The sequence below is a fragment of the Thauera sp. AutoDN2 genome (assembly GCF_051280715.1).
In the GTDB taxonomy this organism is placed as follows: Bacteria; Pseudomonadota; Gammaproteobacteria; order Burkholderiales; family Rhodocyclaceae; genus Thauera.
The window spans coordinates 1-23,065 of sequence record NZ_JBNCAR010000004.1; the positions used below are offsets into that span (position 1 = coordinate 1).

The 23,065-nt window shown below is 69.0% G+C and carries 17 protein-coding genes; 13 read left to right on the forward strand and 4 right to left on the reverse strand.

Going from position 1 to position 23,065, the window contains the following annotated elements; translation table 11 throughout:
• The first annotated feature begins 184 nt into the window (after positions 1-184).
• Together recC and ACPT9U_RS03615 are read left to right on the forward strand one after the other, a co-directional pair.
• Complete coding sequence (recC, locus tag ACPT9U_RS03610; protein WP_435749912.1) at positions 185-3,712, forward strand: exodeoxyribonuclease V subunit gamma; 3,528 nt, start codon at positions 185-187, stop codon at positions 3,710-3,712.
• 8 nt (positions 3,713-3,720) lie between these two features.
• On the forward strand, positions 3,721-4,347 hold the full coding sequence (locus ACPT9U_RS03615) for an IMPACT family protein (protein WP_435749913.1): 627 nt from the start codon (positions 3,721-3,723) through the stop codon (positions 4,345-4,347).
• Here ACPT9U_RS03615 and ACPT9U_RS03620 read toward each other — a convergent pair.
• Genes ACPT9U_RS03620 through ACPT9U_RS03635 form a run of 4 tightly spaced genes read right to left on the reverse strand, consistent with a single transcriptional unit; the run spans position 4,321 to position 7,494 of the window.
• Complete coding sequence (locus ACPT9U_RS03620; RefSeq protein ID WP_435749914.1) at positions 4,321-5,100, reverse strand: LamB/YcsF family protein; 780 nt, start codon at positions 5,098-5,100, stop codon at positions 4,321-4,323. The two genes, ACPT9U_RS03615 and ACPT9U_RS03620, sit on opposite strands and share 27 nt — an antisense overlap.
• Positions 5,101-5,148: 48 nt before the next feature.
• Positions 5,149-6,204, reverse strand: coding sequence for a biotin-dependent carboxyltransferase family protein (locus ACPT9U_RS03625; protein ID WP_418363957.1), 1,056 nt, complete (start codon positions 6,202-6,204; stop codon positions 5,149-5,151).
• A complete protein-coding gene (gene pxpB, locus ACPT9U_RS03630) occupies positions 6,201-6,962 on the reverse strand; it encodes a 5-oxoprolinase subunit PxpB (protein ID WP_435749915.1) in 762 nt (253 codons plus the stop codon). Before pxpB ends, ACPT9U_RS03625 begins: the two co-directional genes overlap by 4 nt.
• Before the next feature lie 16 nt (positions 6,963-6,978).
• The gene (locus ACPT9U_RS03635; RefSeq protein ID WP_418363955.1) at positions 6,979-7,494 is read right to left on the reverse strand and encodes a winged helix DNA-binding protein; all 516 of its coding nucleotides are present in this window, start codon (positions 7,492-7,494) and stop codon (positions 6,979-6,981) included.
• Positions 7,495-7,676: 182 nt separating this feature from the next.
• Between ACPT9U_RS03635 and ACPT9U_RS03640 the strand changes: the two genes are divergently transcribed.
• The 11 genes from ACPT9U_RS03640 (at position 7,677) to modC (ending at position 23,014) form a co-directional block, all read left to right on the forward strand.
• Positions 7,677-8,666, forward strand: a complete 990-nt coding sequence (locus ACPT9U_RS03640) for a TRAP transporter substrate-binding protein (protein ID WP_418363954.1) — start codon at positions 7,677-7,679, stop codon at positions 8,664-8,666.
• A gap of 57 nt (positions 8,667-8,723) precedes the next feature.
• Positions 8,724-9,245 carry a TRAP transporter small permease gene (locus ACPT9U_RS03645; RefSeq protein ID WP_435749916.1) on the forward strand — a complete coding sequence of 174 codons (522 nt, stop codon included), beginning with the start codon at positions 8,724-8,726 and terminating at the stop codon, positions 9,243-9,245.
• Positions 9,246-9,254: 9 nt separating this feature from the next.
• On the forward strand, positions 9,255-10,553 hold the full coding sequence (locus ACPT9U_RS03650; RefSeq protein ID WP_418363952.1) for a TRAP transporter large permease: 1,299 nt from the start codon (positions 9,255-9,257) through the stop codon (positions 10,551-10,553).
• Between the two features lie 39 nt (positions 10,554-10,592).
• Positions 10,593-11,972, forward strand: coding sequence for an L-serine ammonia-lyase (locus ACPT9U_RS03655; RefSeq protein ID WP_418363951.1), 1,380 nt, complete (start codon positions 10,593-10,595; stop codon positions 11,970-11,972).
• A 121-nt stretch (positions 11,973-12,093) separates the two neighbouring features.
• Positions 12,094-13,332: a serine/threonine transporter SstT gene (gene sstT / locus ACPT9U_RS03660; protein ID WP_435749917.1), complete on the forward strand. Its 1,239-nt coding sequence runs from the start codon at positions 12,094-12,096 to the stop codon at positions 13,330-13,332.
• A 7-nt stretch (positions 13,333-13,339) separates the two neighbouring features.
• Positions 13,340-14,377: a threonine aldolase family protein gene (locus ACPT9U_RS03665; RefSeq protein WP_435749918.1), complete on the forward strand. Its 1,038-nt coding sequence runs from the start codon at positions 13,340-13,342 to the stop codon at positions 14,375-14,377.
• Positions 14,378-14,411: 34 nt separating this feature from the next.
• Complete coding sequence (recB, locus tag ACPT9U_RS03670) at positions 14,412-18,365, forward strand: exodeoxyribonuclease V subunit beta (RefSeq protein ID WP_435749920.1); 3,954 nt, start codon at positions 14,412-14,414, stop codon at positions 18,363-18,365.
• A complete protein-coding gene (recD, locus tag ACPT9U_RS03675; protein ID WP_435749921.1) occupies positions 18,362-20,326 on the forward strand; it encodes an exodeoxyribonuclease V subunit alpha in 1,965 nt (654 codons plus the stop codon). Before recB ends, recD begins: the two co-directional genes overlap by 4 nt.
• Positions 20,327-20,448: 122 nt before the next feature.
• Positions 20,449-21,246 (forward strand): molybdate ABC transporter substrate-binding protein, encoded by a 798-nt coding sequence (modA, locus tag ACPT9U_RS03680; RefSeq protein ID WP_435749923.1) that lies wholly within the window; start codon positions 20,449-20,451, stop codon positions 21,244-21,246.
• A 2-nt stretch (positions 21,247-21,248) separates the two neighbouring features.
• Positions 21,249-21,935, forward strand: a complete 687-nt coding sequence (modB, locus tag ACPT9U_RS03685; RefSeq protein WP_435749924.1) for a molybdate ABC transporter permease subunit — start codon at positions 21,249-21,251, stop codon at positions 21,933-21,935.
• Positions 21,935-23,014: a molybdenum ABC transporter ATP-binding protein gene (gene modC / locus ACPT9U_RS03690; RefSeq protein WP_435749925.1), complete on the forward strand. Its 1,080-nt coding sequence runs from the start codon at positions 21,935-21,937 to the stop codon at positions 23,012-23,014. Before modB ends, modC begins: the two co-directional genes overlap by 1 nt.
• Positions 23,015-23,065 lie beyond the last annotated feature (51 nt).

Here is a 23,065-nt window from a genome sequence, read left to right on the forward strand (position 1 = left end):
CTGTAGCAATTCCGTCCGTCTCATCGCCACCTCCTGGGTGAACAATGAAACCGGACAGATCACGTGCTACAAGTCCGGACAGTTTATGTGCTCCCTACAGGCGTGTGTCCTTGCGCCGGCAAAGCGCCGTCGATGCGCTATCCTCACCGCTTGCCCTGCGTGCGGCCTGTCGCTCTTCCCGACCATGTTTTCCGTCACCTTCTCGAACCGCTTCGAAGTCCTGCTCGACTGCCTGCTCGACCGCCTTGCCGACGAGCGCCCCGGCCCCTTCGGCGGGCGTGAGGTGGTGGTGCCGAATGCGGCCCTGCGGCGGCGGCTGGAGCTGGCTGTTGCGGATCGCGAAGGTGTGTGTGTCAACCTGCGCTGCGACTACCTGGCGCAATGGCTGTGGCGCCAGATCGGGCGCGTGCTGCCGGTGCCGGAGCGCTCGCCCTTTGCGCCGGCGCTGCTGGTGTGGCGCATCCTGGCCCTGCTCGACCTGAACCACGAGCGTGGCGCCTGGATCGCCGGGCACCCGCGCCTGCAGCACTATCTCGCTACGGCCGATGAGCGCGGGCGCTACGAGCTCGCTACGCGGATCGCTCGCGTGTTCGACCACTATCTGACCTATCGGCCGCATTGGCTCGCGTTGTGGGCGGAAGGGCGCGGCACGGCGCTGTCGCGCGATGCGGGCGAATCCGCGCGGGCCGACGAGGCCTGGCAGGCAGAGTTGTGGCGACGTTTGCGTGAGATGCTGGCGCTGCACAGCGAGCATCCGGCGACGGCCTTCCTGCGTGCCCTGGGAGCCCTGGCCCCTGATGCGCTCGCCGCGCGCGGCCTGCCGCGCACCGTGCATGTGTTCTGCCTGCCTGCGCTGCCGCCCCTCTATCTCGACATGCTGCGCGGGCTCGGACGCATGGTCGATGTGCGGCTGTACGTGCTCAACCCCTGCCAGGAATACTGGTTCGATATCGTGGATGCACGGCGGCTGTCCTGGCTCGCCGTGCGCCAGCAAGACATGTTCTTCGAAACCGGCAACCGCCTGCTGGCGGCCTGGGGCAAGCAGACGCGTGCGCAGATCGGCTTGCTGTTCGAAGGCGAGCATGAGGTTGAGGAGGAGGCCTTCTTCTCACCCCACCCGGGTCGTCATCTGCTTGCGCGGCTGCAGAACGCCATCCTCATGCTGCAGGAATTGCCGCCAGCGGGGGTGAAAGTGGCCGCAGGCGATCGTAGCGTCGAGGTGCATGTATGCCACGCCCGCACGCGCGAGCTGGAGGTGCTGCACGACCGCCTGCTGGGCCTGTTCAGGGCGCCTCCGGGCAGTGGTGAGCCCTTGCGGCCCGCGGACGTGCTTGTGCTGACCGCGGACCTGGAGCGCAGCGCACCGCTGATCGAGGCGGTGTTCGGCACCGCGCCGCCTGCCCGGCGGATCCCGTGGCGCATCACCGGCCTGGGCAGCACGCAGGACAACCTGGTGGCGCGGGTGCTCGACGGCGTGCTTGCGCTCGCCGCAAGCCGTTTTCCGGCGACGCGCGTCTTCGATCTGCTCCGCCAGCCTCCGGTGGCTGCCCGCCACGGGCTCGACGAGGCGGGGCTGGAGCAGGTGCACGACTGGCTGCGGGTGGCGGGTGTGCGCTGGGGGCTGGATGCGGCCTCGGTGCAGGCCGCGCTCGCTGAAGACGCTGCGCCACAGGGGGCAACACAGGGGGCGGAGCGCCGCTCCGCACGCGTCGCGGTAGCCGCCCCCCATACCCTGGAGGAGGGCCTGCACCGGCTCTTTCTCGCCTGGGCGGCGGGGGATGCGGCGCAGGCCGCGCCGTTCGGCGGGCGCATCGGCGCTGGTGTGCCTGAAGGACAGGCGGCGGAGGTGCTGGGCCGTTTCTGGCGCTTCATCGATACGTTGCGCACGATCTGCCGCCGTCTGGCGCAGGCGCAGGACGCGGCATCCTGGCAGGCACTGCTGAACGAGACCCTGAGTGGCTTCGTCGCCGATCTGCCTGCGTGGGCGGACGAACTGCGCGAGGTGCGCGCAGTCATTGCACAACTCGGCGCCGACATGGATGCGGGTATGGATGGCGCGCCGCTGTCGCTCGAGGTCGTGCGCGCTGCGCTCGCCGAGCGTCTGGATGACCCTGCGCGTGGCGGCGTGCCGGGCGGCGCGGTCACCTTCTCGGCGATGCCTTCGCTACGCGGCCTGCCCTACCGTGTGGTGTGCGTCATCGGGCTGGATCAGGGCGCGTTCCCGGGCAGCGAGCGTGCGGCGGAATTCGATCTGATGAGCTTGCATGCGCAGGCCGGTGACCGCCAGCGCCGGCTCGACGACCGCAACCTGTTCCTCGATGTGCTGCTGTCTGCGCGTGAAGTGCTGCATCTTTCCTACGTCGGTCGCAGCGTGCGAGATGGCGCGGGCCTGCCGCCCTCGGTGCTGGTGGACGAGCTGCTGGACATACTCGCCGAGGCAACGGCGTCCTGCGCGGGGGACCCGAACGCGCTCGCCGAGGCGCGCGGGCGGCTGATCGTGGAGCATCCGCTGCAGGCTTTCTCTTCGGAGTATTTCCTCTCCGGGACGCGCACGGACGAGCGCCTGGTGAGTTTCAACGAAGGGCATGCGCAGGCGCTCGCCGCCCGCCTCGCTGCAGCGCAGCGCCAGGCAGTAGGTGGCGCGGCTGCGGCAATGGCGGCAGACGGGGCCGCGCCCGCACGTCGGGCCGCCATGTTTGTGGCGGATGGGGCGGAGGAGGGCACGGAGGACGCGATGGAAGATCTGCCCGCGGACGCAGAGACCGGCCTGTGCGATACGCCCTTCTTCCCGGTGCCACTGCCCCCGCCCGGGCCTGCGTGGCGCACGCCCTCGCTGGATGCGCTGGCCCGCTTCTTCCGCAACCCCTGCCGCTACCTGCTGGGTGAACGGCTGGGTCTTGCGCTGCCGGAGGCCGCGGCGGAGCTGGAGGATGTGGAGTGCCTGCTCGCCGACCGGCCTGCACAATGGTCACTCGCCCGCCGCCTGCTGCCGGTGCTGCTCGACCCCGCTGCCGAGGTGGACGCGGCGGGCCTGCGCACGCTCGCACGGGCGGGCGGGGAGTTTCCGTCGGGTGTGCTCGGCGAGCGAGCATTGGATGCAGAGCTTGCTGCGATGCGCCGCTTCGCGATCCGACTGGCACAAGCGCGCAGTTGTCCTGCACTGCCGGCGCAGGCTCTGCATGTGGCGGTGACGGTGGCGGGTGAAGACTGGCGTGTGGAAGGCGTGTTCGCCGAACTGCGCCCCGACGGCTTGCTACGGCATCGTTTTGCCCCCCCCGCCGCGGCGGATTACGTCGAAGCCTGGCTGGCACACCTGCTGCTGTGCGCCAGTGCACCTGCCGCAATCACGCCGTGTACGCGCTTGCTGGCCCGGGATGCCGCCTTCGCGTTCACGCCGCTGCCGTCGGAGTCCGCGCGCGCGCACCTGGCGGCGCTGCTCGAGCACTACCGTGCAGGGCTGATGCAGCCGCTGCACTTCTTTCCCAAGTCTGCCTGGGCGTACGTGGAGGCCGGCGAGAGCGCGGCCAAGGCCGCTGCGCGCTGGCGTGGTGGCCAGCGTGCCGAGCATGGCGAGTCGAGCGACCCGGCCTACCGACTCGCGCTGCGTGGCGTGGCCCAGCCGCTGGACGATGCCTTTGAGGCGATCGCGAAGGCCGTGCTCGGCCCCCTGCGGGCGCATCTCGAGACCGGGCCCGAGCTTACGGCAGGATAGACACGGATATGCCTCTCAGCCTTGCCGGACCGGTTCACAGCGAGCTGGTCATCAAGAAGAGCCGCTTCATCGGCTGCGTGCAGCCGATGGCCGACCGTGCCGGTGCGCAGAAGGTGGTGGCGGACCTGTGGGCCCAGCACCCGGGGGCGCGCCACGTGTGCTGGGCCCTGCTCGCCGGTGGCCAGTCGGCGGCGGTCGATGACGGTGAACCGAGCGGCACCGCCGGGCGGCCGATGCTGGATGTGCTGCGCCATCAGGACCTGGAGGGCGTGCTCGCGACCGTGGTGCGTTACTTCGGCGGGGTGAAGCTGGGTGCGGGCGGCCTGGTGCGTGCCTATACCGACACGGTGGCGCAGGCGCTGCTGCAGGCCGAGAAGGTGCCCATCGTTCGCCTGGCGACCTTGCGCTGCAGGGTGCCCTATGCGCTGGAGGGCTTGTTGCGCCGCGAGCTCGAAGCTGCGGCCGCAACCCTGCTGACGGTGGCGCATGGCGAGGCGGTGGAGCTGTGCTTCAGCCTGCGCGAGGAGGACGCGGCGGCGCTTCGCGCCCGGCTGGCCGAGTCGGGACAGGGGCGGATCGAGTGGCTGAATGCGCCGGAGGAGGTCGGCTCAGCGCGAGGTGAGCATCTCGGGTAGGGTACAGACCGTCCACCCACGCGCCTCCAACTCGCTGCGCAGGTGCAGTGCGCTCTCCACCGCCCCCAGAGTGTCGCCATGCACGCAGATGCTGTCCATTGCTGTCGTCAACACCTTGCCGCTCTGGCTCACCACGCCGCCGGCCTCCAGCATGCGCAGCACGTGGGTGACGAGTAGGTCGTGGTCGTGGATGACCGCGCCAGGCTGTCGGCGCGGCACCAGCGTGCCTTTGTCGGTGTAGGCGCGGTCGGCGAAGATCTCGCCGGCCACGCGCAGCCCCGCGCGCTCGCCAGCGAACTGAAGCTCGGACAGCACCGGGGCGAGCAGGACCAGATCGCGGTCGATTGCCTTGACCGCCTGCGCCACCGCATCGGCCAGCGCCGCGTCTTCGCAGGCCTGGTTGTTGAGCGCGCCGTGCGGCTTGACGTGGGTGACGCGGCCGCCCTCCGCTGCGGCCATGCCCACGAGCGCGCCGACCTGGTAGATCACCATCGCTTCCAACTCGGCCGGGGTCATCTTCATGGGCCGGCGACCGAAGCCCTGCAGGTCGGGGTAGGCGGGGTGGGCGCCCAGGCTCACCCCGGCGGCGAGCGCGGTGCGCACCGTGTGGCGCATCACCACCGGGTCGCCGGCGTGGAAGCCGCAGGCGATGTTGGCCGAGCGCACCACCTGCAGCAGGGCTTCGTCCTCGCCCATGGTCCAGGCGCCGAAGGATTCGCCGAGGTCGGCGTTGAGGTTGATGGTCTTGTTCATGCAAAGGGCCTCTGGTCGGGCGTTGGGGGGCGGCCCCCACGGGGGGCTTCAATACAGCGGTCGGTACTCGGCGCCGAGCGCATGCACGACGCCACCGACCAGATTGCTCGTGTACAGCGCGACGAGGTCGATGCCGTCGGGCGGCAGGGGGCGGATCGTGGCGATCAGGGCCTGGGTCCCGGCCTCTGCGGCACGTGCGATCTGCGCGCCCTCGGCGGCAGTGACGGTGGTGAAGCGCAGCGTTTCGCCCGGCCGCAGTGCGGCGAGGCGGCCGAGGTCGGCGCTGATCACGGTCGCGATCTTGGGATAGCCGCCGGCGGTCTGTGCATCGGCGAGCAGCACGATCGGCTGACCGGCGCCGGGCACCTGGATCGAGCCGGGGACGGTGGCGTCGGAGACGATCTCGGCGGCACCGCTGTGTGCCAAAGGTGCGCCTTCGAGGCGCATTCCCATGCGATCGGCCTCGGCGGTCACGCGGTATTCGCTGTTGACCAAAGCGACGCAGGCCTCGGTGCGGAAATGATCGTCCTGCGGGCCGGGCACCAGGCGGATCGGGCTGTGGTCCGCTTCCGGGATCTGCGTGAGCACGTGATCGCTGCCCCAGGCGCCGGCTTCGGCCAGGGGCAGGCGCATGCCGGCGGCCAGTGCCCGCCCGTTGCCGTCCGCGCCGCCAAGGCTGGCGCGCACATAGGTGGCCGCGCTGCCGAGCACCATGGGAACCTGCAGGCCCGCGACCGCGACCATCGCGATGCGGCCCGCGTTCATCTTGCGGATGCGCAGGGTTTCGCCTTCGGCCAGCGTCACCGAGCGCCAGGGTGCGAGCGGGCGACGACCCTCCGCGCCTTCAAGCTCGAGGACGGCATCGCCTGCGATGGCGAGCTTGATCGCACCGCCGTGCGCGGCAAGCTGCAGCCCCCCGTCGAAGCACTCGATGACGGCTGCGTCGTCGGCATTGCCAGCCAGCGCGTTGGCGATCCGCATCAGGCGGCGGTCGAGCACGCCCGCCCAGGGCACGCCGATGCGGCGGAAGCCGTGGCGACCGCCGTCCTGGATCGAGGCGAAGGCACCGGGCGAGATGATCTCCAGTTGGATCCGAGGGGTCATGTGGCGTTCTCCACGGTGGAGGGGGCGGCGTGCAGCCATTGCAAGGGGTCAATCTCGCCGCTGCGCACGCCGGCTTCGATCGCGCGGTATTGGTCTGCGCTCACCGGCATGAAGCGCACGCGGTCTCCTGCGGCGAGCAGCGAGGGCGCGGCGCGGTGGGCGTCGAACAGCGGCACCGGGCAACGTCCGAGCAGGTGCCAGCCGCCAGGGCTCTCCCACGGGTAGATCGCGGTCAGGCCGGTGGCGATCGCCACGCTGCCGGCGGGTACGCGCACGCGTGGCTGGGTGCGCCGCGGCAGGCGCAGCTTTTCCGGCAGATCGCCCATGAAGGGAAAGCCAGGCAGGAAGCCGAGCATATAGACGAGGTACTCGGCGCCGCTGTGCAGCGCCACGACCTCGGCCTCGCCGATGCCGAGGGCGTGCGCCACCTCGCCGAGATCGGGTGCGGCCTCGCCCTCGTAGCATACTGGCAGGCGCCAGTGGCGACCGTCGGCCGGCACGCCATGTTCGGCGGCGGCGATCAGGGGCTGCAGCGTGGTGAGCAGGATGGCGCGCTCGGTGGTGAGCGGATCGAAGAACACCGTCAGCGAGCGGAAGGTGGGCATGGTTTCGATCACGCCCGGCAACTCGCCCGCGTCGAGCAAGTGCTGGATGGCGGTGTCGAGCGCGTTGACTGTGCCGAGCAGGGCCGGATCGATCACGGCGCCGAACTCGATCGTCAGTGCGGCGTCACCGGCGTCGAGGATGCGATGGCTCAAGTGCGTGCTCCTGGCGTCACAGTGAGGAAGTGGAGGCTGCGCGTGCCGCCTGGTCGTAGCGACCGGACAAGGTGCGCAGCAGACGGGCGAGCTCGCCGATCTGCGCGTTGTCCTCCGGGTTTCCGGTGAAGCCCGGCATCAGGCAGTCCTCCCGCACGTCGCGATAGGCCATGCAGACCTCGCGACCCTGCTCGGTGAGCGAAAAGAAGGCCTCCTTGCCGCGCTTGATGCTTTGCACCAGGCCCAGCCCGGCGAGCTTGCGCAGCGAGTAGGAGACGACGTGGGTGTCCTCGATGTTGAGCACGAAGGCGATGTCGCCGAGGCGCTTCTCGATGTCGCGGTGGGCGACGTGGTGCAGGACCAGTACGTCGGTGGGGGTCATGTCCTTTACCCCGGCGGCGGTCATGCACCGGATCATCCAGCGCGCAAAGGCATGCCAGGCGATGATCAGGCCGAACTCGAACTCGGAGAGCTCGGGTGATTTGGCCGACACCAGATGCTGGGACGAAACGATGCGATTGGCCTCGGTCATGGTGGTCTCCGGGGAAAAGACACGGGTTTGATGAATGAAACGTCGAAAAAACGTATACGTTTTGTTGACAAGATACCCATAAAATCTCTATCGTGCAATAACGGTGACTTATGAGAAGCAGGTCGCCGCCCCTCAAACCGCGTTACGGGGCTCTCGCCCTCCTTCAATCAGGAGCACATGCCATGACTCTCTCACGTCCTCTCTTCAAGGCGCTCACCATCTCCCTTCTCGGTCTGGGGCTGGCCGCAAGCGCCCACGCCCAGAGCACCTGGGACATGCCCACGCCTTACCCGGCCAGCAACTTCCACACCGAAAACATCCAGCAGTTCGCCAAGGAGGTCGATGAGGCCACCGGTGGCAAGCTCAAGATCACCGTGCATCCCAACGGCTCGCTGTACAAGGCCAACGAGATCAAGCGGGCAGTGCAGGGGGGGCAGGCGCAGATCGGTGAGGTGATCATCTCCGGCCTGGCCAACGAGGATGCGCTCTACGCGCTCGATACCGTGCCCTTCCTGGCCACCGGCTACGAGGACTCGAAGAAGCTGTGGCAGGCCTCCAAGGACGCGGTCGAGGCGCGCCTGGCGAAGAACGGCCTGAAGATCCTGTACTCGGTGGCCTGGCCGCCGCAGGGCCTGTATTCAAAGACCGAGCTCAACACGATCGGCGACCTCAAGGGCATGAAGATCCGCTCCTACAGCCCGACCGTGGCGCGCATGATCCAGCTCATGGGCGGTCAGCCAGTGACTGTGCAGGCAGCGGACCTCACCCAGGCGCTGTCGACCGGCGTGGTGGCGGCCAACCTGACCTCGTCGGCCACCGGCTACGACACCAAGAGCTGGGAGCAGCTCAGCCATTACTACGATATCCAGGCCTGGCTGCCGAAGAACATCGTGTTCGTGTCGCAGAAGGCCTTTGATGGCCTCGACGATGCCAGTCGCGAGGCGCTGCTCAAGGCGGCTGCGGCTGCCGAAGAGCGCGGCTGGAAAGTGTCGGAAGAGAAGACCGCCTGGTACATCGACCAGCTCACGGCCAACGGCATGAAGGTTCAGCCCGCGCCCGAGGCGCTGCAGGCCGAACTGCTCAAGATCGGTGAGCGCATGACCGCGGAGTGGGCCGAGAAGGCCGGCGCCGACGGGCAGGCCATTCTCGACGCCTATCGCAAGCTCAAGTAAGTCCTCGCTGTCCCACGGGGCCCGTGCATGCGGGCCCCGGCCTTTCCGGAGACCGCCATGAGAGCGTTGCTCGATTCACTGTACCGCTTGTCCGGTGCGCTTGCTGCTGTCGGCATGATCTTCACCCTGGTCATGGTCGCGGCCGGCGTGTTCACCCGGCCGTTCAATATCTACCTGCCGGGGACCGATGACTACGCGGGCTACGCAATGGCGGCCTGTGGTTTTCTGGCGCTCGCCTACACCTTCAAGCACGGTGAACACATCCGCGTCAGCCTGGTGATCGAGCGCCTCGGGCCGCGCATGCGCCGTGTCGCGGAGTGGTTCGCACACGGCGCCGGCGTGGTGGTCGCTTCCATGCTTGCCTGGTACGCAGTGCGCCTGGCCTGGCAGTCGCACGAATTCGACGAGATCTCGCAGGGCATTGACGCCACGCCGCTGTGGATTCCGCAGCTGTCGATGGCGGTCGGCGCGGTGATCCTGTTGGTCGCCGTGCTCGACGACTTCGTCCAGGTCAGCCTCGGCCGCGAGCCGCAGCGCCTGGCCAGGGCCGACGCCGAAGAAATGGCGCACATGGAATAAGGGGCCATCATGGAACTCACCGCTGCACTCGTTCTCGTTGGTCTGATGGTGCTGCTGCTCGCCGGCGGCCTGTGGATCGGCCTCGCCCTGATGGCGATCGGCATCCTCGGCATGCTCGGCTTCACCACACGCGCCGCCGGCGACGGCATGGCCGTCGCCATCTGGAGCCACGGCTCGAGCTGGACCCTGACCGCGCTACCGCTCTTCCTGTGGATGGGCGAGATCCTGTTCCGCACCAAGCTGTCGCAGGAGATGTTCAAGGGCCTGTCGCCCTGGCTCGAGCGCCTGCCCGGCCGCCTGCTGCACACCAACGTGATCGGCTGTACGCTGTTCGCCGCGGTGTCGGGCTCGTCTGCGGCCACCTGCGCCACCATCGGCAAGATCGCCATGCCCGAGCTGAGCCGCCGCGGCTATCCGGAGTCCATGGTGCTTGGCACCCTGGCCGGCGCCGGCACGCTCGGCCTGCTGATTCCGCCCTCGATCATCATGATCGTGTATGGCGTGGCGGCCGACGTGTCGATCTCCAAGCTCTTCATCGGCGGCGTGCTGCCGGGCATCCTGCTCGCGTCGCTGTTCATGGGCTGGGTGGTGATCTGGTCGCTGATGAATCGCGACAGGATCCCCCCGGCCGACCTCAAGAGCAGCTTCATGCAGAAACTCGCGGCGTCGAGGAACCTGATCCCGGTGGTGCTGCTGATCGCCGGCGTGCTCGGCTCGATCTACAGCGGCGTTGCCACCGCCACCGAGGCGGCGGCGATCGGCGTGATCGGCAGCCTGATCATCGCCGCGGCGCAGAAGTCGCTGACCCGCGAGAGCTTCATCGCCGGCCTCATGGGTGCCACGCGGCTGTACTGCATGATCGCGCTCATCCTCGCCGGCTCGGCGTTCCTGACCCTGGCGATGGGCTACATCGGCTTGCCGCGCCATCTGGCCGAGTGGATCGGCACGCTCAACCTCACGCCCGGCATGCTGCTGTTCGCGCTCGCGATCTTCTTCGTGCTGCTCGGCTGCTTCCTCGACGGCATCTCGATCATCGTGCTGACGATGGCGGTGCTGCTGCCGACGATCCAGGCCGCGGGCATCGATCCGTTGTGGTTCGGCGTGTTCGTGATCGTGGTGGTGGAGATGGCGCAGATCACCCCGCCGGTGGGCTTCAACCTGTTCGTGCTGCAGGCACTGTCGGGCAAGCAGATCACCACCATCGCGGTGTATGCGCTGCCCTATTTCCTGCTCATGGTGCTGGCGCTGATCCTGTTGTACACCTTCCCCGGATTGGTCACCTGGCTGCCGGGGCACATGATCGGCTGAGCGCGTCGAAGCAAGGCGCGTCTCATCGCGGAGGTTCGCATGTCCATCAGCGTTCTCGACCTGTTCAAGATCGGTGTCGGCCCGTCCAGTTCCCACACCGTCGGGCCAATGCGTGCGGCGCACGATTTCGCTGCCGTGCTGGCGCATCGCGGCTTGCTCGGCCGTGTGCGTCGGATCGAGGTGAGGCTCTACGGTTCGCTGTCGGCGACCGGCATCGGACACGGCACCGACCGGGCCGTGATTGCGGGCCTGATGGGTGCGCGGCCCGACGAGGTCGATCCGGATGGACTCGTCGAGGCGGTGGATGCAGTGCGCATCGACGGTGCGCTGCCGCTGCCGGGTGGCGTGGTGGTGCCTTTCGAATGGGGGCGAGACATGCGCCTGCTGCCGGTGAGTCTGCCTTACCACCCGAATGCGCTGCGCCTGACGGCCCAGGGTGAGGCGGGTGTGCTGTACGAGAACAGCTATTACTCGATCGGGGGCGGCTTCGTGATCGACGAGGCGCAGGCTCGCTCCGATACGCCGGGCGAGGCCGAGGTGCAAGTGCCTTATCCCTTCGATACCGGCGCCGAACTGCTCGCCCAGTGTCGGCGTCACGGTCTGCGCATCAGTGCCCTGGTGCTCGCCAATGAGGGTGCCTGGCGCAGCGAGGATGAGACGCGCGCTGCGTTGCAGCGCATCTGGGGCGTGATGCACGCCTGCGTCGAGCGTGGCATCGCCCATGAGGGCGTGCTGCCTGGCGGACTGAAGGTGCGCCGCCGAGCTCCTGCGCTGTATCGCAAGCTCAGCGAACAGAGCACCGGTCGCAACATGATCAGCGATTCGATGGCGGCGCTCGATTGGGTCAATCTCTATGCGCTTGCGGTCAACGAAGAAAACGCCGGTGGCGGTCGCGTCGTCACCGCGCCCACCAATGGTGCGGCCGGCATCATCCCGGCCGTGCTGCACTACTACATGAAGTTCATGCCGGGCGCTGGCGCGCGCGACGTGGAGAATTTCCTCCTCGCCGCGGCTGCGGTGGGTGTGCTGTGCAAGAAGAACGCTTCGATCTCGGGCGCCGAGGTCGGCTGTCAGGGCGAGGTCGGCTCGGCCTGCGCGATGGCTGCGGCGGGCCTGGCCGAGGTGCTCGGCGGCACCCCAGAGCAGGTGGAGAACGCCGCCGAAATAGGCCTCGAACACAACCTCGGCCTGACCTGCGACCCGGTCGGCGGTCTCGTGCAGGTGCCCTGCATCGAGCGCAATGCGATGGCCTCGATCAAGGCCATCAACGCTGCGCAGCTGGCCCTGCGCGGCGACGGCGCGCACGCGATCTCGCTCGATCAAGTGATCCGCACCATGCGCGACACCGGTCGTGACATGCTGGACAAGTACAAGGAAACCTCGCGCGGCGGCCTCGCCGTCAGCTTCCCCGAGTGCTGACGGCAAGCACTCGGGACGCTTGCCGGTTCTTTCCGGCCCGGCGCAGCCCACTCATGCCGCGTCCGCACCACGCCATATCCGGCATCCCTGACCACAACGTCATCCACGAGGAGCCCCCCCGATGACCACCGCCACCCCCGCGGCGCTGCAGCGCGTGCTGCGCACGAGCCTCATCTCCCAGATCGCCATTGGTCTGGTCCTCGGCGTCGCCCTGGCGCTGATTGCGCCCGCTGCGACCCCGTCGGTCGCACTGCTTGGCGACCTCTTCATCGCCGCGCTCAAGGCCGTCGCGCCGATTCTGGTGTTCGTACTGGTGGCTGCAGCCATCGCCAATCACAAGCACGGTCAGCCGACCCACATCCGTCCGGTGCTGATCCTTTACCTGCTCGGTACCTTCGCCGCGGCGCTGGTCGCGGTGCTCGCCAGCTTCGCCTTCCCCACCACGCTGGTGCTCGACGCGCCGGCCGCCACCGGCAACCCGCCGGGCGGCATCCTCATCGTGCTCAAGAACCTGCTGCTCAACGTGGTTGCCAACCCGGTCAGGGCGTTGATGGAGGCCAACTTCGTCGGCATCCTGGCGTGGGCGATCGGGCTGGGCATCGCGCTGCGTCACGCCGGTGAGGGTACGCGCAAGGTCGTCAACGACCTCGCCGACGCGGTGCCGAAGATCGTGCATGTCGTGATCCGCTTCGCCCCGCTGGGCATCTTCGGACTGGTCGCCGCAACCATGGGCGAGACCGGCATCGAAGCGCTGCTCGGCTACGGCCGGCTGCTGCTGGTGATCGTGGGCTGCATGCTGTTCGTCGCGCTCGTGGTCAATCCGCTGTTCGTGTTCTGGAAGCTGCGCACCAACCCCTATCCGCTGGTCTTCACCTGCCTGCGCGAGAGCGCCGTCACCGCCTTCTTCACCCGCAGTTCGGCGGCCAACATCCCGATCAATCTCGAGCTCTGCCGTCGCCTCGGCCTGCACGAGGACACCTTTGCGATCTCGATCCCGCTCGGCGCCACGATCAACATGGCCGGGGCGGCGATCACGATTTCGGTAATGACGCTCGCTGCGGCCCACACGCTGAACATCCCGGTCGACTTTGCCACCGCGCTGCTGCTGTGCATCGTTTCCTCCCTGGCTGCAGCCGGTGTGTCGGGCGTGGCGGGCGGGTCGCTGCTGCTGATCCCGATGGCGACGGCGCTGTTCGGCATCGACGCCGACGTGGCGATGCAGGTGGTGGCGATCGGCTTTGTCATCAGCGTGGTGCAGGACTCGGCCGAGACCGCGCTAAACTCCTCGACCGACGTCCTCTTCACCGCTGCCGCCAGCGCTGCAGCGACCGGCGAGCCCCTCAACCTGGACCGCGCCTGATCTCCCCATGCAGCCGAAGCAATATTTCGCCAGCGACAACTACGCCGGCGTCTGTCCGGAGGCCCTGGCAGCCTTCGTGGCGGCCAATGCTGGCCACGCCCCGGCCTACGGCGAGGACGAATGGACGCGCAAGGTCTCCGACCGCCTGCGTGAGCTGTTCGAGACCGACTGCGACGTCTACTTCGTCTTCAACGGCACGGCTGCCAATTCACTGGCGCTCGCCTCGCTGTGCCAGAGCTACCACAGCGTGGTGTGCCACGAGCTCGCCCATGTCGAGACCGACGAGTGCGGTGGGCCGGAGTTCTTCTCCAATGGCTCCAAGCTGCTGCCTGCGCGCGGCGAGCAAGGCAAGCTGACGCCGGAGGCTGTGCTCGAGGTGGTTTCGCGCCGCAGCGACATTCACTACCCGAAGCCGCGCGTGGTCACGCTGACGCAGAGCACCGAGGTCGGCACGGCGTACCGGCCGGACGAGGTGGCGGCGATCGCCGCGTGCGCGCGCGAACACGGTCTGCGCGTGCACATGGACGGCGCGCGCTTCGCCAATGCAGTGGCCTCGCTCGGCGTGATGCCGGCCGAGATCACCTGGAAGGTGGGCGTCGACGTGCTGTGCTTCGGCGGCACCAAGATGGGCTTGCCAGTGGGTGAGGCAGTGGTGTTCTTCGACCGCCGGCTGTCGGAGGACTTCGCGTACCGCTGCAAGCAGGCCGGGCAGCTCGCCTCGAAGATGCGCTTTCTGTCCGCGCCCTGGCTCGGCATCCTGGAGGACGATGTGTGGCTGAAGCACGCCCGCCACGCCAACGCCATGGCGCAGCGCCTCGCCGCGGGACTGGTCCGGATGCCGGGCGCCAGGCTGATGTTTCCGGTGCAGTCCAACGGCGTGTTCTGTGAGCTGCCTCTGACGGTGCTCGACGGCCTGCGCGCACGCGGCTGGCGCTTCTACACCTTCATCGGCGCCGGCGGGGTGCGCTTCATGTGCGGCTGGGATACGCTGCCCGCGAGCGTCGACGCGCTGCTTGCCGACGTGCAGGCGCTGTCGGTCCCGTAGCGGCTCGCGGCCAAGCTCCGTTACCATCCCCGCCATGTCTGCCGCGCCCGAACTCGACGTCTTCTCCTGCCCGCTCGACGGCATTCGTCTGGTAGAGGCCTCTGCCGGCACTGGCAAGACCTGGAACATCTGCGGGCTCTACCTGCGCCTGCTGATCGAGCGCGCGTTGCCGGTGGAGGCGCTGCTCGTCGTCACCTTCACCAAGGCCGCGACGGCGGAGCTGTCGGCACGCATCCGTGCGCGCATCGCCGAAACGCTCGGCGTGCTGGAGGGCGGAGCGGCGGGTGCAGACCCGTTCGTGCCCGGGCTGATCGATTCAGCGCGCGCGCGCGGTCTTGAGGACGCGCAGATGGTGGCGCGCCTTCGCCTGGCGCTGCAGACCTTCGATGAGGCGGCGATCTTCACCATCCATGGTTTCTGTCAGCGAGCGCTGGCCGATACGCCCTTCGCGGCGGGGTTGCCCTATGCGCTCGACCTCGTCGAGGACGACAGTGCACTGCGCATGGAGGCCGTGCAGGATTTCTGGCGGCGTGAAGTTGCCACCGGGGTGTCGCCGCTGCTGGCGGATCATCTGCTGCAGACCGGCGACACGCCCGAGGTGTGGGCGGACATCCTGCGGGAGCACATGGCGCGGCCGTGCGCGGTGGCGCTCTGGGACGAAGCGGTTTGCGCGCCTGCTGCTGCGGGGGCGGCTGGAGGGGACAGCACGCCGCGCGCAGGGCCGGAGGCGGCATCCGAAGCCGCTGCCGCGCAGCGTCTGCGCAGCGCCTATGCGGCGGCGTGCGCCCTGTCGACCGGCTTGCACGAAGCCTGTGCCGCGGTGACTGCGGCGCTCGCCGGCCTCAATGCCAACAGCTACAAACTGGAGGCGATCGACAAGGCCGCCCAGCAGTGGGCCACCTGGCTCGCAGCGGACAATGCACTTCACCCGCTGCCGGGCAGCAAGGACAGCAAGCTCGCGCTGCTGTGTGCCGACACGCTGGAGGTGCGCACGACTGCGGCCGGTCGCAAGAACGGCCTGGCCCCGCCGCGTCACGCTTTCTTCGATGCAGCCGCTGAGTTGCTCGCCGCACGCATCGAGGTGGATGCGGCGCTGTCCGTCGCCCGCCTGCGCCTGCTGCGTCGGTTCCTCGAACACACCACGGCCGCCTTGCGCCGGCGCAAGCGCGAGCGGCGGCAGATCGGTTTCGACGACATCTTGTGGAACGCCCATGTGGCACTGCACTCCGGTGCGCAGCCCTGGCTGGCGACGGCGCTGCATGTGCGTTACCCGGTGGCGCTGATCGACGAGTTCCAGGACACCGATCCGCTGCAGTTCGGCATTTTCGACCGCATCTACCACGCCGAAGGCCGCCACGGCACCCTGTTCCTGGTCGGCGACCCCAAGCAGGCGATCTATAGTTTCCGCAGCGCGGACCTGTTCACCTATCTTGCTGCGCGCGAGCGCACCGATACCTGCTACACGCTTCGTCATAACCAGCGCTCGGCGCCCGCGCTGATCGAGGCCTGCAACCGGCTCTTCAGTGCGAACCCGGCGGTGTTCATGATGGACGGGCTGGACTACGTGTGTGTTGGCGCCGGCAGCCGGCACCGTGCGCCCCTGCATGACGATGGCGCGCCCGATGCAGCGCCGGCGCTGCAGCTCTGGCGCATCCCGCGCGACGACACGCAGGACGAGGGCGAGGAAGGCGGCGGGAGCCGGCTGTCGCGTGCGCAGGCGTTGCAGCGGGCTGCGCTCGCCACGGCCGCCGAGATCGCGCGCTTGCTCGCTGCGGGCGCTGAGGGGCGTGTTCGCATCGGCGCCAAGCCGCTCGTGCCTGCCGACATCGCGGTGCTGGTGCGCAGCCACCGTCAGGGCGCGCGCATGCGTAGCGCGCTCGCCGCGTTCGGGGTGGGGAGCGTGGAGTTGTCGCAGGCCAGCGTGTATCACACCGACGACGCTGAAGAGCTCGAGCGTGTGCTGCTGGCGATCGCCGAGCCCTTGCGCGAGCGCCGCGTAAAGGCGGCGCTCGCGACCAAGACGATGGGACGCGATGCCGTTGCGATCGCCCGCCTCGCCGAGGACGAGTCCGCCTTGCTCGCCACCCTCGACGCCTTCACGCGCTGGCGCGAACTGTGGCTCACGCGCGGCTTCGGCGTGATGTTGCGGCAATGGATGAGCGACGAGGGCGTCGCCGCGCGCCTGCTCGCCCGCACGGACGGCGAGCGCCGGCTCACCAATCTGTTGCACCTGGCCGAACTGCTGCAGCAGGATGCGGGCAGCCTCACCCCCGAGGTGTTGTTGCGCCTGCTCGCCAGCCGGCGCGCCGACGGCGCCACGGGCGAGGCCGCCCAGTTGCGTCTCGAGTCCGACCGCAACCTGGTGCAGATCGTCACCATCCACCGTGCCAAAGGGCTGGAGTACGGCGTCGTGTTCTGCCCCTTCCTGTTCGACGGCTACGCGCGCAGTGGCGGCGGGGGGGGCATGCGTGCCTGGCATGACGATGCCGGCGCGCTGGTGCTCGATTATCGTGCGGCGACGTCCGATGATCGGGCGGTCAAGGCGCGCATGCGGCGCGAGCAGCAAGCGGAGGACCTGCGCCTGATCTATGTGGCGCTGACACGCGCGGTGCACCGCTGCTATCTGGTGGTGGGAAGCTATGCCCGTACGCACTTCGGCAAGGTCAGCCATGCCGAAGCGGGGCGCAGCCTGCTCAACTGGATGGTTGCCGGCGCTGGCATGAGCCCGGAGGTCTGGGCGGAACACAAGCCGACACCGGCTGGAACCGATGCGCACTGGCGTGCGTTGGCGACCTCCGCCACGCTCGAGGGGCGTTCGGTGATTCAGCTCTCGGACCTGCCCGAAGGCGAGGGGCCGGTGCTGGTCCCGCCGGAGACCGCCGGCCAGCGTCCGCACGCGCTCCGCCCGCCCGTACTGCCGTCTGCCTGGCGCATTGGCAGCTTCAGTGCGCTGCTGTCGGGCGCTGCGCATGAACGCGCGGCACAGGATCACGATGCGGAAGCGATCGGCGCGCCCGAACTCGCCCGCCTTGCGGCAGGGAGGGTGCCCGGCGTCGCTGCCGGCGTCGCGTCTCCGCCGACCACGGACCTGGCCGCGGAAGTCGATGCGGGCCGGACCGATCCGCAGGCCAGTGCCGCTGACCTGACCCCAGGCTCACACGGTCCCGACGACATCCTGCGCTTCCCGCGCGGCCCCGCCGCGGGCGACTGCATGCACGCCGTGTTCGAGTCGATCGACTTCACCGATCCGGCGGGTTGGGACGTCGCGATCGAAGCCGCGCTGGCCATGCACCCCCAGACGCTGGCCGCGGAAACATCGCCCTCCGACGCCACGGCCGTGCCCGGACGGGCGGCCGAGGCAATGCAGGCCAGGCTGCGCCGCATGCTGCGCGGGATGCTGGAGGATGTGCTCTCCACGCCCTTGCTCACCAGGGAGGATTCCGCCCAGCCTTTGCGCCTGGGCGAGCTACCGCCGGCGCGCAGGCTGGTCGAGCTCGGCTTTCATCTTCCCGCGCCGCGGCTCACTGCCGAGCAGCTCAATACCTGGCTGGCTGCTCAGGGCTACGGGGTGCCGCGGCTCGCCTTCGCCGGCCTGGAGGGCTACCTGAAGGGCTTCATCGACCTCGTTTTCGAACACGAGGGGCGCTATTACGTGCTGGACTGGAAATCGAACCACCTTGGCGACCAGCCCCAGGACTATGGGCCCGAGCGGCTGGAACTCGCGATGCAGGCGCATGGCTACCACCTGCAGCACCTGCTCTACAGCCTTGCGCTGCACCGCCATCTGGCGTGCAGCCTGCCGGGTTACGACCATGCACAGCATTTCGGCGGCGTGCTCTACCTGTTCGTGCGCGGAGTGCGTCCGCACTGGCGCATCGGCGGGCGCGCCGCGGGCGTGTTCCATCACCGTTGCCCGCCGGCGACGCTGCGGGCACTGGATGCGCTGCTCGCAGCAACTGCACACGAGACGGCTGGAGCGGCCGCATGAGGGATCTGGCCGAAGGTTTCGCCCGCCATCTTGTGGATTGGGCAACGACGCTGGAAGCCCCTGCGGACAGCGTGGCGGTGCTCGGTCCGCTGGCCCGCCGGCTCGCACTCGCGACCGCAGCCGGACATGTCTGCGTTCCGCTGGGTGCGCTGGCGGATACGCCTGCAGCGACGTGGTCCACCGGCGTGCAAGCGGCCCCCGACGAGGCGAGCGCGCCGCAAGACGCAGCGCAGCCGGACCTGCTCGGGCTGGAGGACGAGCCTGGGGTGTCGGGGCAGCTGGGCGCGGGGGAAGGCCTCCCCCTGCCCCGCTTGCGCGCCCGCCTGCTTGCCAGTGGTGTGGTGGTCGATGCGGCGCTGGCGACTCCCGGGCGTTCGGCGCATCCGTTGGTGCTCGATGCCGGCGATCGCCTCTATCTGCGCCGCCTGTTCGATCAGGAGCGCGCGCTCGCGCGTGCGCTGGTCGCGCGGGCACGTTCGGTTCCGGTCGGACCGGAGCCCGTGCCGGCATTGCTCGATAGCCTGTTTCCACCTCGCCCCGGAGCGGGGCACGACTGGCAACGGATCGCGGTGCTGCTCGCCTTGCGCGCTCGCCTCACCGTGATCAGCGGCGGCCCCGGAACGGGCAAGACAAGCACCGTCGCTGCGCTGCTCGCCTGTCTGCTGGAGGTGGAACCGGAACTGCGCATTGCGCTGGCCGCCCCGACCGGCAAGGCAGCGGCGCGCATGCTAGAGGCTCTGCGCCAGCGGGCGCAGACCCTGCCCGCAGCGCTCGCCGCCCGCCTGCCGGATGAGGCATTCACGGTGCACCGCCTGCTCGGGGTCACGCCGGAGGCCGGCCGCTTCCGCCATCATGCAGGCAATCCGCTGGCAGTGGATGTGCTGATCGTCGATGAAGCCTCGATGCTCGACCTTGCCCTCGCGAACCGCCTGGTCGATGCCCTGCCGGCCGCAGCGCGGCTCGTGCTGCTGGGAGACAAGGATCAGCTTGCCGCGGTGGAGGCGGGCGCGGTGTTCGCCGAGCTGTCGGCTGAACGGGTGTTCAGCCCTGCCCTGAGCACGCGGCTCGGGCTGGAGCCGGTGCCGGGCGAGGCGGAGCCGCACGTGTGCGCCTCCGCTGGCCTGAAGGACTGTGTGGTGTGGCTTACCGAGAGCCATCGCTTCCGTGCGGATTCAGGGATCGGCCGACTGGCAGCGGAGGTGCGCGAGGGCCAGGGCGCACGCGCGCTGGCTTGGTTGCGTGCCGGGCAGGATGTCTCGGTGGGCTGGATCGAAGAGGACGGTGCGCGCCCCGGCGCGAGGCTGCTCGCCGCCATCGAGGCCGGGTATGGCGCCTATTTCGATGTCCTGCACCGCACACCGCGGGACGTTGCCGCAGCCATGCGGGCTTTCGAAGACTTTCGCGTGCTGGTCGCGGTGCGCGAGGGTGCGCGTGGCCTGGCGGCGCTGAACGCGTACCTCGAAGGCCGGCTATGTGCGCGGCTTGCGCTGCCGCCAGCGCGCGGCGCTGCCGCACGCTGGTATCCGGGCCGCCCGGTGATCGTGCTGGCCAACGACTACACACTGGGACTGTTCAACGGCGACATCGGGCTGTGCCTGCCCGATGCGCAGGGTGCGCTGTGCGTGTTCTTCCCAGCGCCCGAAGGGGGGTTCCGCGCACTGCCGCCACTGCGCCTGCCCGCGCACGATACGGCCTTCGCGCTCACGGTGCACAAGAGCCAGGGGTCCGAGTTCGGGGAAGCGGTGCTGGTGCTGCCGCCTGCGCCTGCGCGCGTGCTCACGCGCGAGCTCATCTACACCGGTGTCACGCGCGCGTCGCGGCGGGTCACGGTTGCCGGCGCGGCCGGGGTTCTGATTGCCGGCTGCACGGCGCGCAGCGAGCGGGTGTCGGGGTTGCGCGAACGCATGCGGGAGTGTGTCCTGGGTGTGGAGCAGATGTCCGGGCAGTTGTTCAGCGGCTGAAATGGGGGCCGGATGCGTCACGCCTGATCTGGCGCTTCATGGCGACCTGCTTGCGGCAGGACGAAGGTGCTGGCAACGTGCTGGCCTGACCGGGCGGCTGCCCGGCGAGAGGGGAGGTTGCAATGGGGTTTGGGAATCGCTTGGGCTGGCGTGCGCTGACGGGCGCGTTTGCCTTGCTGGGGGCGCTGCTGGCTTTCGCGCCGGGTGCACGGGCGGCTGAGCGTGTCATGGTCGCGGCGGCGTCCGATCTGAAGTTCGCCCTGGACGAGATCGTGGCGGACTTCCGCCGTGCACATCCGGACGGCATGATCGAGGTGGTCTATGGTTCGTCGGGCAAGTTTGCCACCCAGATCCGTCAGGGCGGCCCCTTCGACCTGTATTTCTCTGCCGATATCGCCTACCCGCGCGCGCTCGAAGCCGATGGCCTCGCGCTGGGGCGCACGCGCCCCTATGCCCTCGGCCGCATCGTGTTGTGGAGCCGGACCCGCGATGCGCGCACGCTCACACTTCAGGATCTTGCCGACCCCGCCCTCGGCCGCATCGCCATTGCCAACCCGCGCCATGCCCCCTACGGCAAGCGCGCCGAGGAGGCGCTGCGCGCGGCTGGCGTGTGGGAGGCGGTGCAGTCGCGGCTGGTGCAGGGCGAGAACATCGCCCAGACCGCGCAGTTCGTGCAGACCGGCAACGCTGCTGTCGGCATCATCGCGTTGTCGCTCGCCCTCAATCCAGCGCTCGCCGCGCAGGGCGGCTACCACCTGATCGATGACGCCCTGCATGCGCCGCTGGAGCAGGGCTTCATCCTCACCCGCAGGGCGGAAGGCAATGCCCTGGCTGCAGCCTTCGCTGAATTCATCGGCAGCGAGCCGGCGCGTGCGGTGCTGCAGCGCTATGGTTTCGTACTGCCGGCTGCGGCGCAGTAAGCATGGCTGGCCTGGGCAGTGCCGACTGGTCTGCGGTCTGGCTCACGTTCAAGCTCGCCACGGTGAGCACCGTGATCCTGCTGCTGGTCGGCACGCCGATCGCCTGGTGGCTGGCACGCACGCGCTCGAAGTGGAAGGGCGTCGTCGGCGCGGTGGTGGCGCTGCCACTGGTGCTGCCGCCGACGGTGATCGGCTTCTATCTGCTCGTGGCAATGGGCCCCAATGGGCCGGTCGGGCACCTCACCGAGGCGATCGGCGTTGGCCTGCTGCCCTTCTCCTTCGCCGGCCTGGTGGTCGGCTCGGTGATCTATTCGCTGCCCTTTGTGGTGCAGCCGGTGCATAACGCCTTCGAGGCGATCGGGCGTCGCCCGCTCGAGGTGGCCGCCACCCTGCGTGCCGGGCCCTGGGACCGTTTCTTCAACGTCGCGTTGCCGCTTGCGCGCCCGGGATTCGTCACCGCCACCATCCTCGGCTTCGCCCACACGGTGGGCGAGTTCGGCGTGGTGCTGATGATCGGTGGCAACATCCCCGACCGCACAAGGGTGGTTTCGGTCGCGATCTACGATCACGTCGAGGCGCTGGAGTACGCCCAGGCGCACTGGCTGTCGGCAGGCATGCTGCTGTTCAGCTTCGTGGTGCTGCTCGCACTGTACGGACGGCGGCGCACGCACGGCGGCGGTTTCAACTGATGACCGGCATCGAGGCGCGCTTCGCGGTGAACTATGCCGGCTTTCGCCTGGAGGTGGACCTGCGCCTGCCCGGGCGCGGCGTCACCGCGCTGTTTGGCCACTCCGGCTCGGGCAAGACCACGCTCCTGCGCTGCGTCGCGGGGCTGGAGCCGGCAGCGCGTGGCCGCCTGGTGGTCAATGGCGAATGCTGGCAGGACGACGCCGGCGGGGTGTGCGTGCCCACGCACCGGCGCGCACTCGGCTACGTGTTCCAGGAGGCGAGCCTTTTTCCGCATCTCTCGGTGCGGCGCAACCTGGAGTTCGGCCTGCGCCGTATTCCTGCAGCGGCGCGGCGGGTGCGTCTGGATCATGCGGTGGCCCTGCTTGGGATCGAGACTCTGCTCGAGCGCATGCCCGAACGCCTCTCCGGCGGCGAGCGCCAGCGTGTGGGTATGGCGCGCGCGCTGCTCACCAGTCCGCGCATCCTGCTCATGGACGAGCCCCTGGCCGCGCTCGATCACAAGCGCAAGCAGGAGATCCTGCCCTACCTCGAGCGTTTGCACGACGAGCTCGACATTCCGGTGCTCTACGTCAGCCATTCGGCTGACGAGGTTGTGCGTCTGGCCGACCATGTGGTGATGCTCGGCGAGGGCAAGGTGATGGCCGCGGGTGAACTGCATGCCACCCTGGCCCGGCTCGATCTGCCGACCGCCTTCAGCGAGGACGCCGGGGTGGTGATCGACGGTACGGTGGCCGCGCATGACGACCACTACCACCTTACCCGCCTCGACTTTCCCGGCGGTGCAGTGTGGGTGCAGCGCCAGCAGGTGCCGCTTGGGCACGGGCTACGCTTCCGCATCCATGCGCGCGACATCAGTCTGGCAGATCATCAGGTCGCGGGCACCAGCATCCAGAACCTGCTGCCGGCGACGGTCGAGGAGGTCGTAGGTGCAGATACCCCCGCCCACGTGCTGGTGCGCATGGACGCGGGCGGCACCCCGCTGGTGGCGCGCATCACCCGTCGCGCCGCCGAGCAGCTCGTGCTGCGCCCCGGGCGGCGGATGTGGGCGCAGATCAAGTCGGTGGCCCTGCTGGGCTGAGGACGCCTGCATGCGGGTGTGCAGGAACGCGCCAGAGCGCCGTGCCAAGGA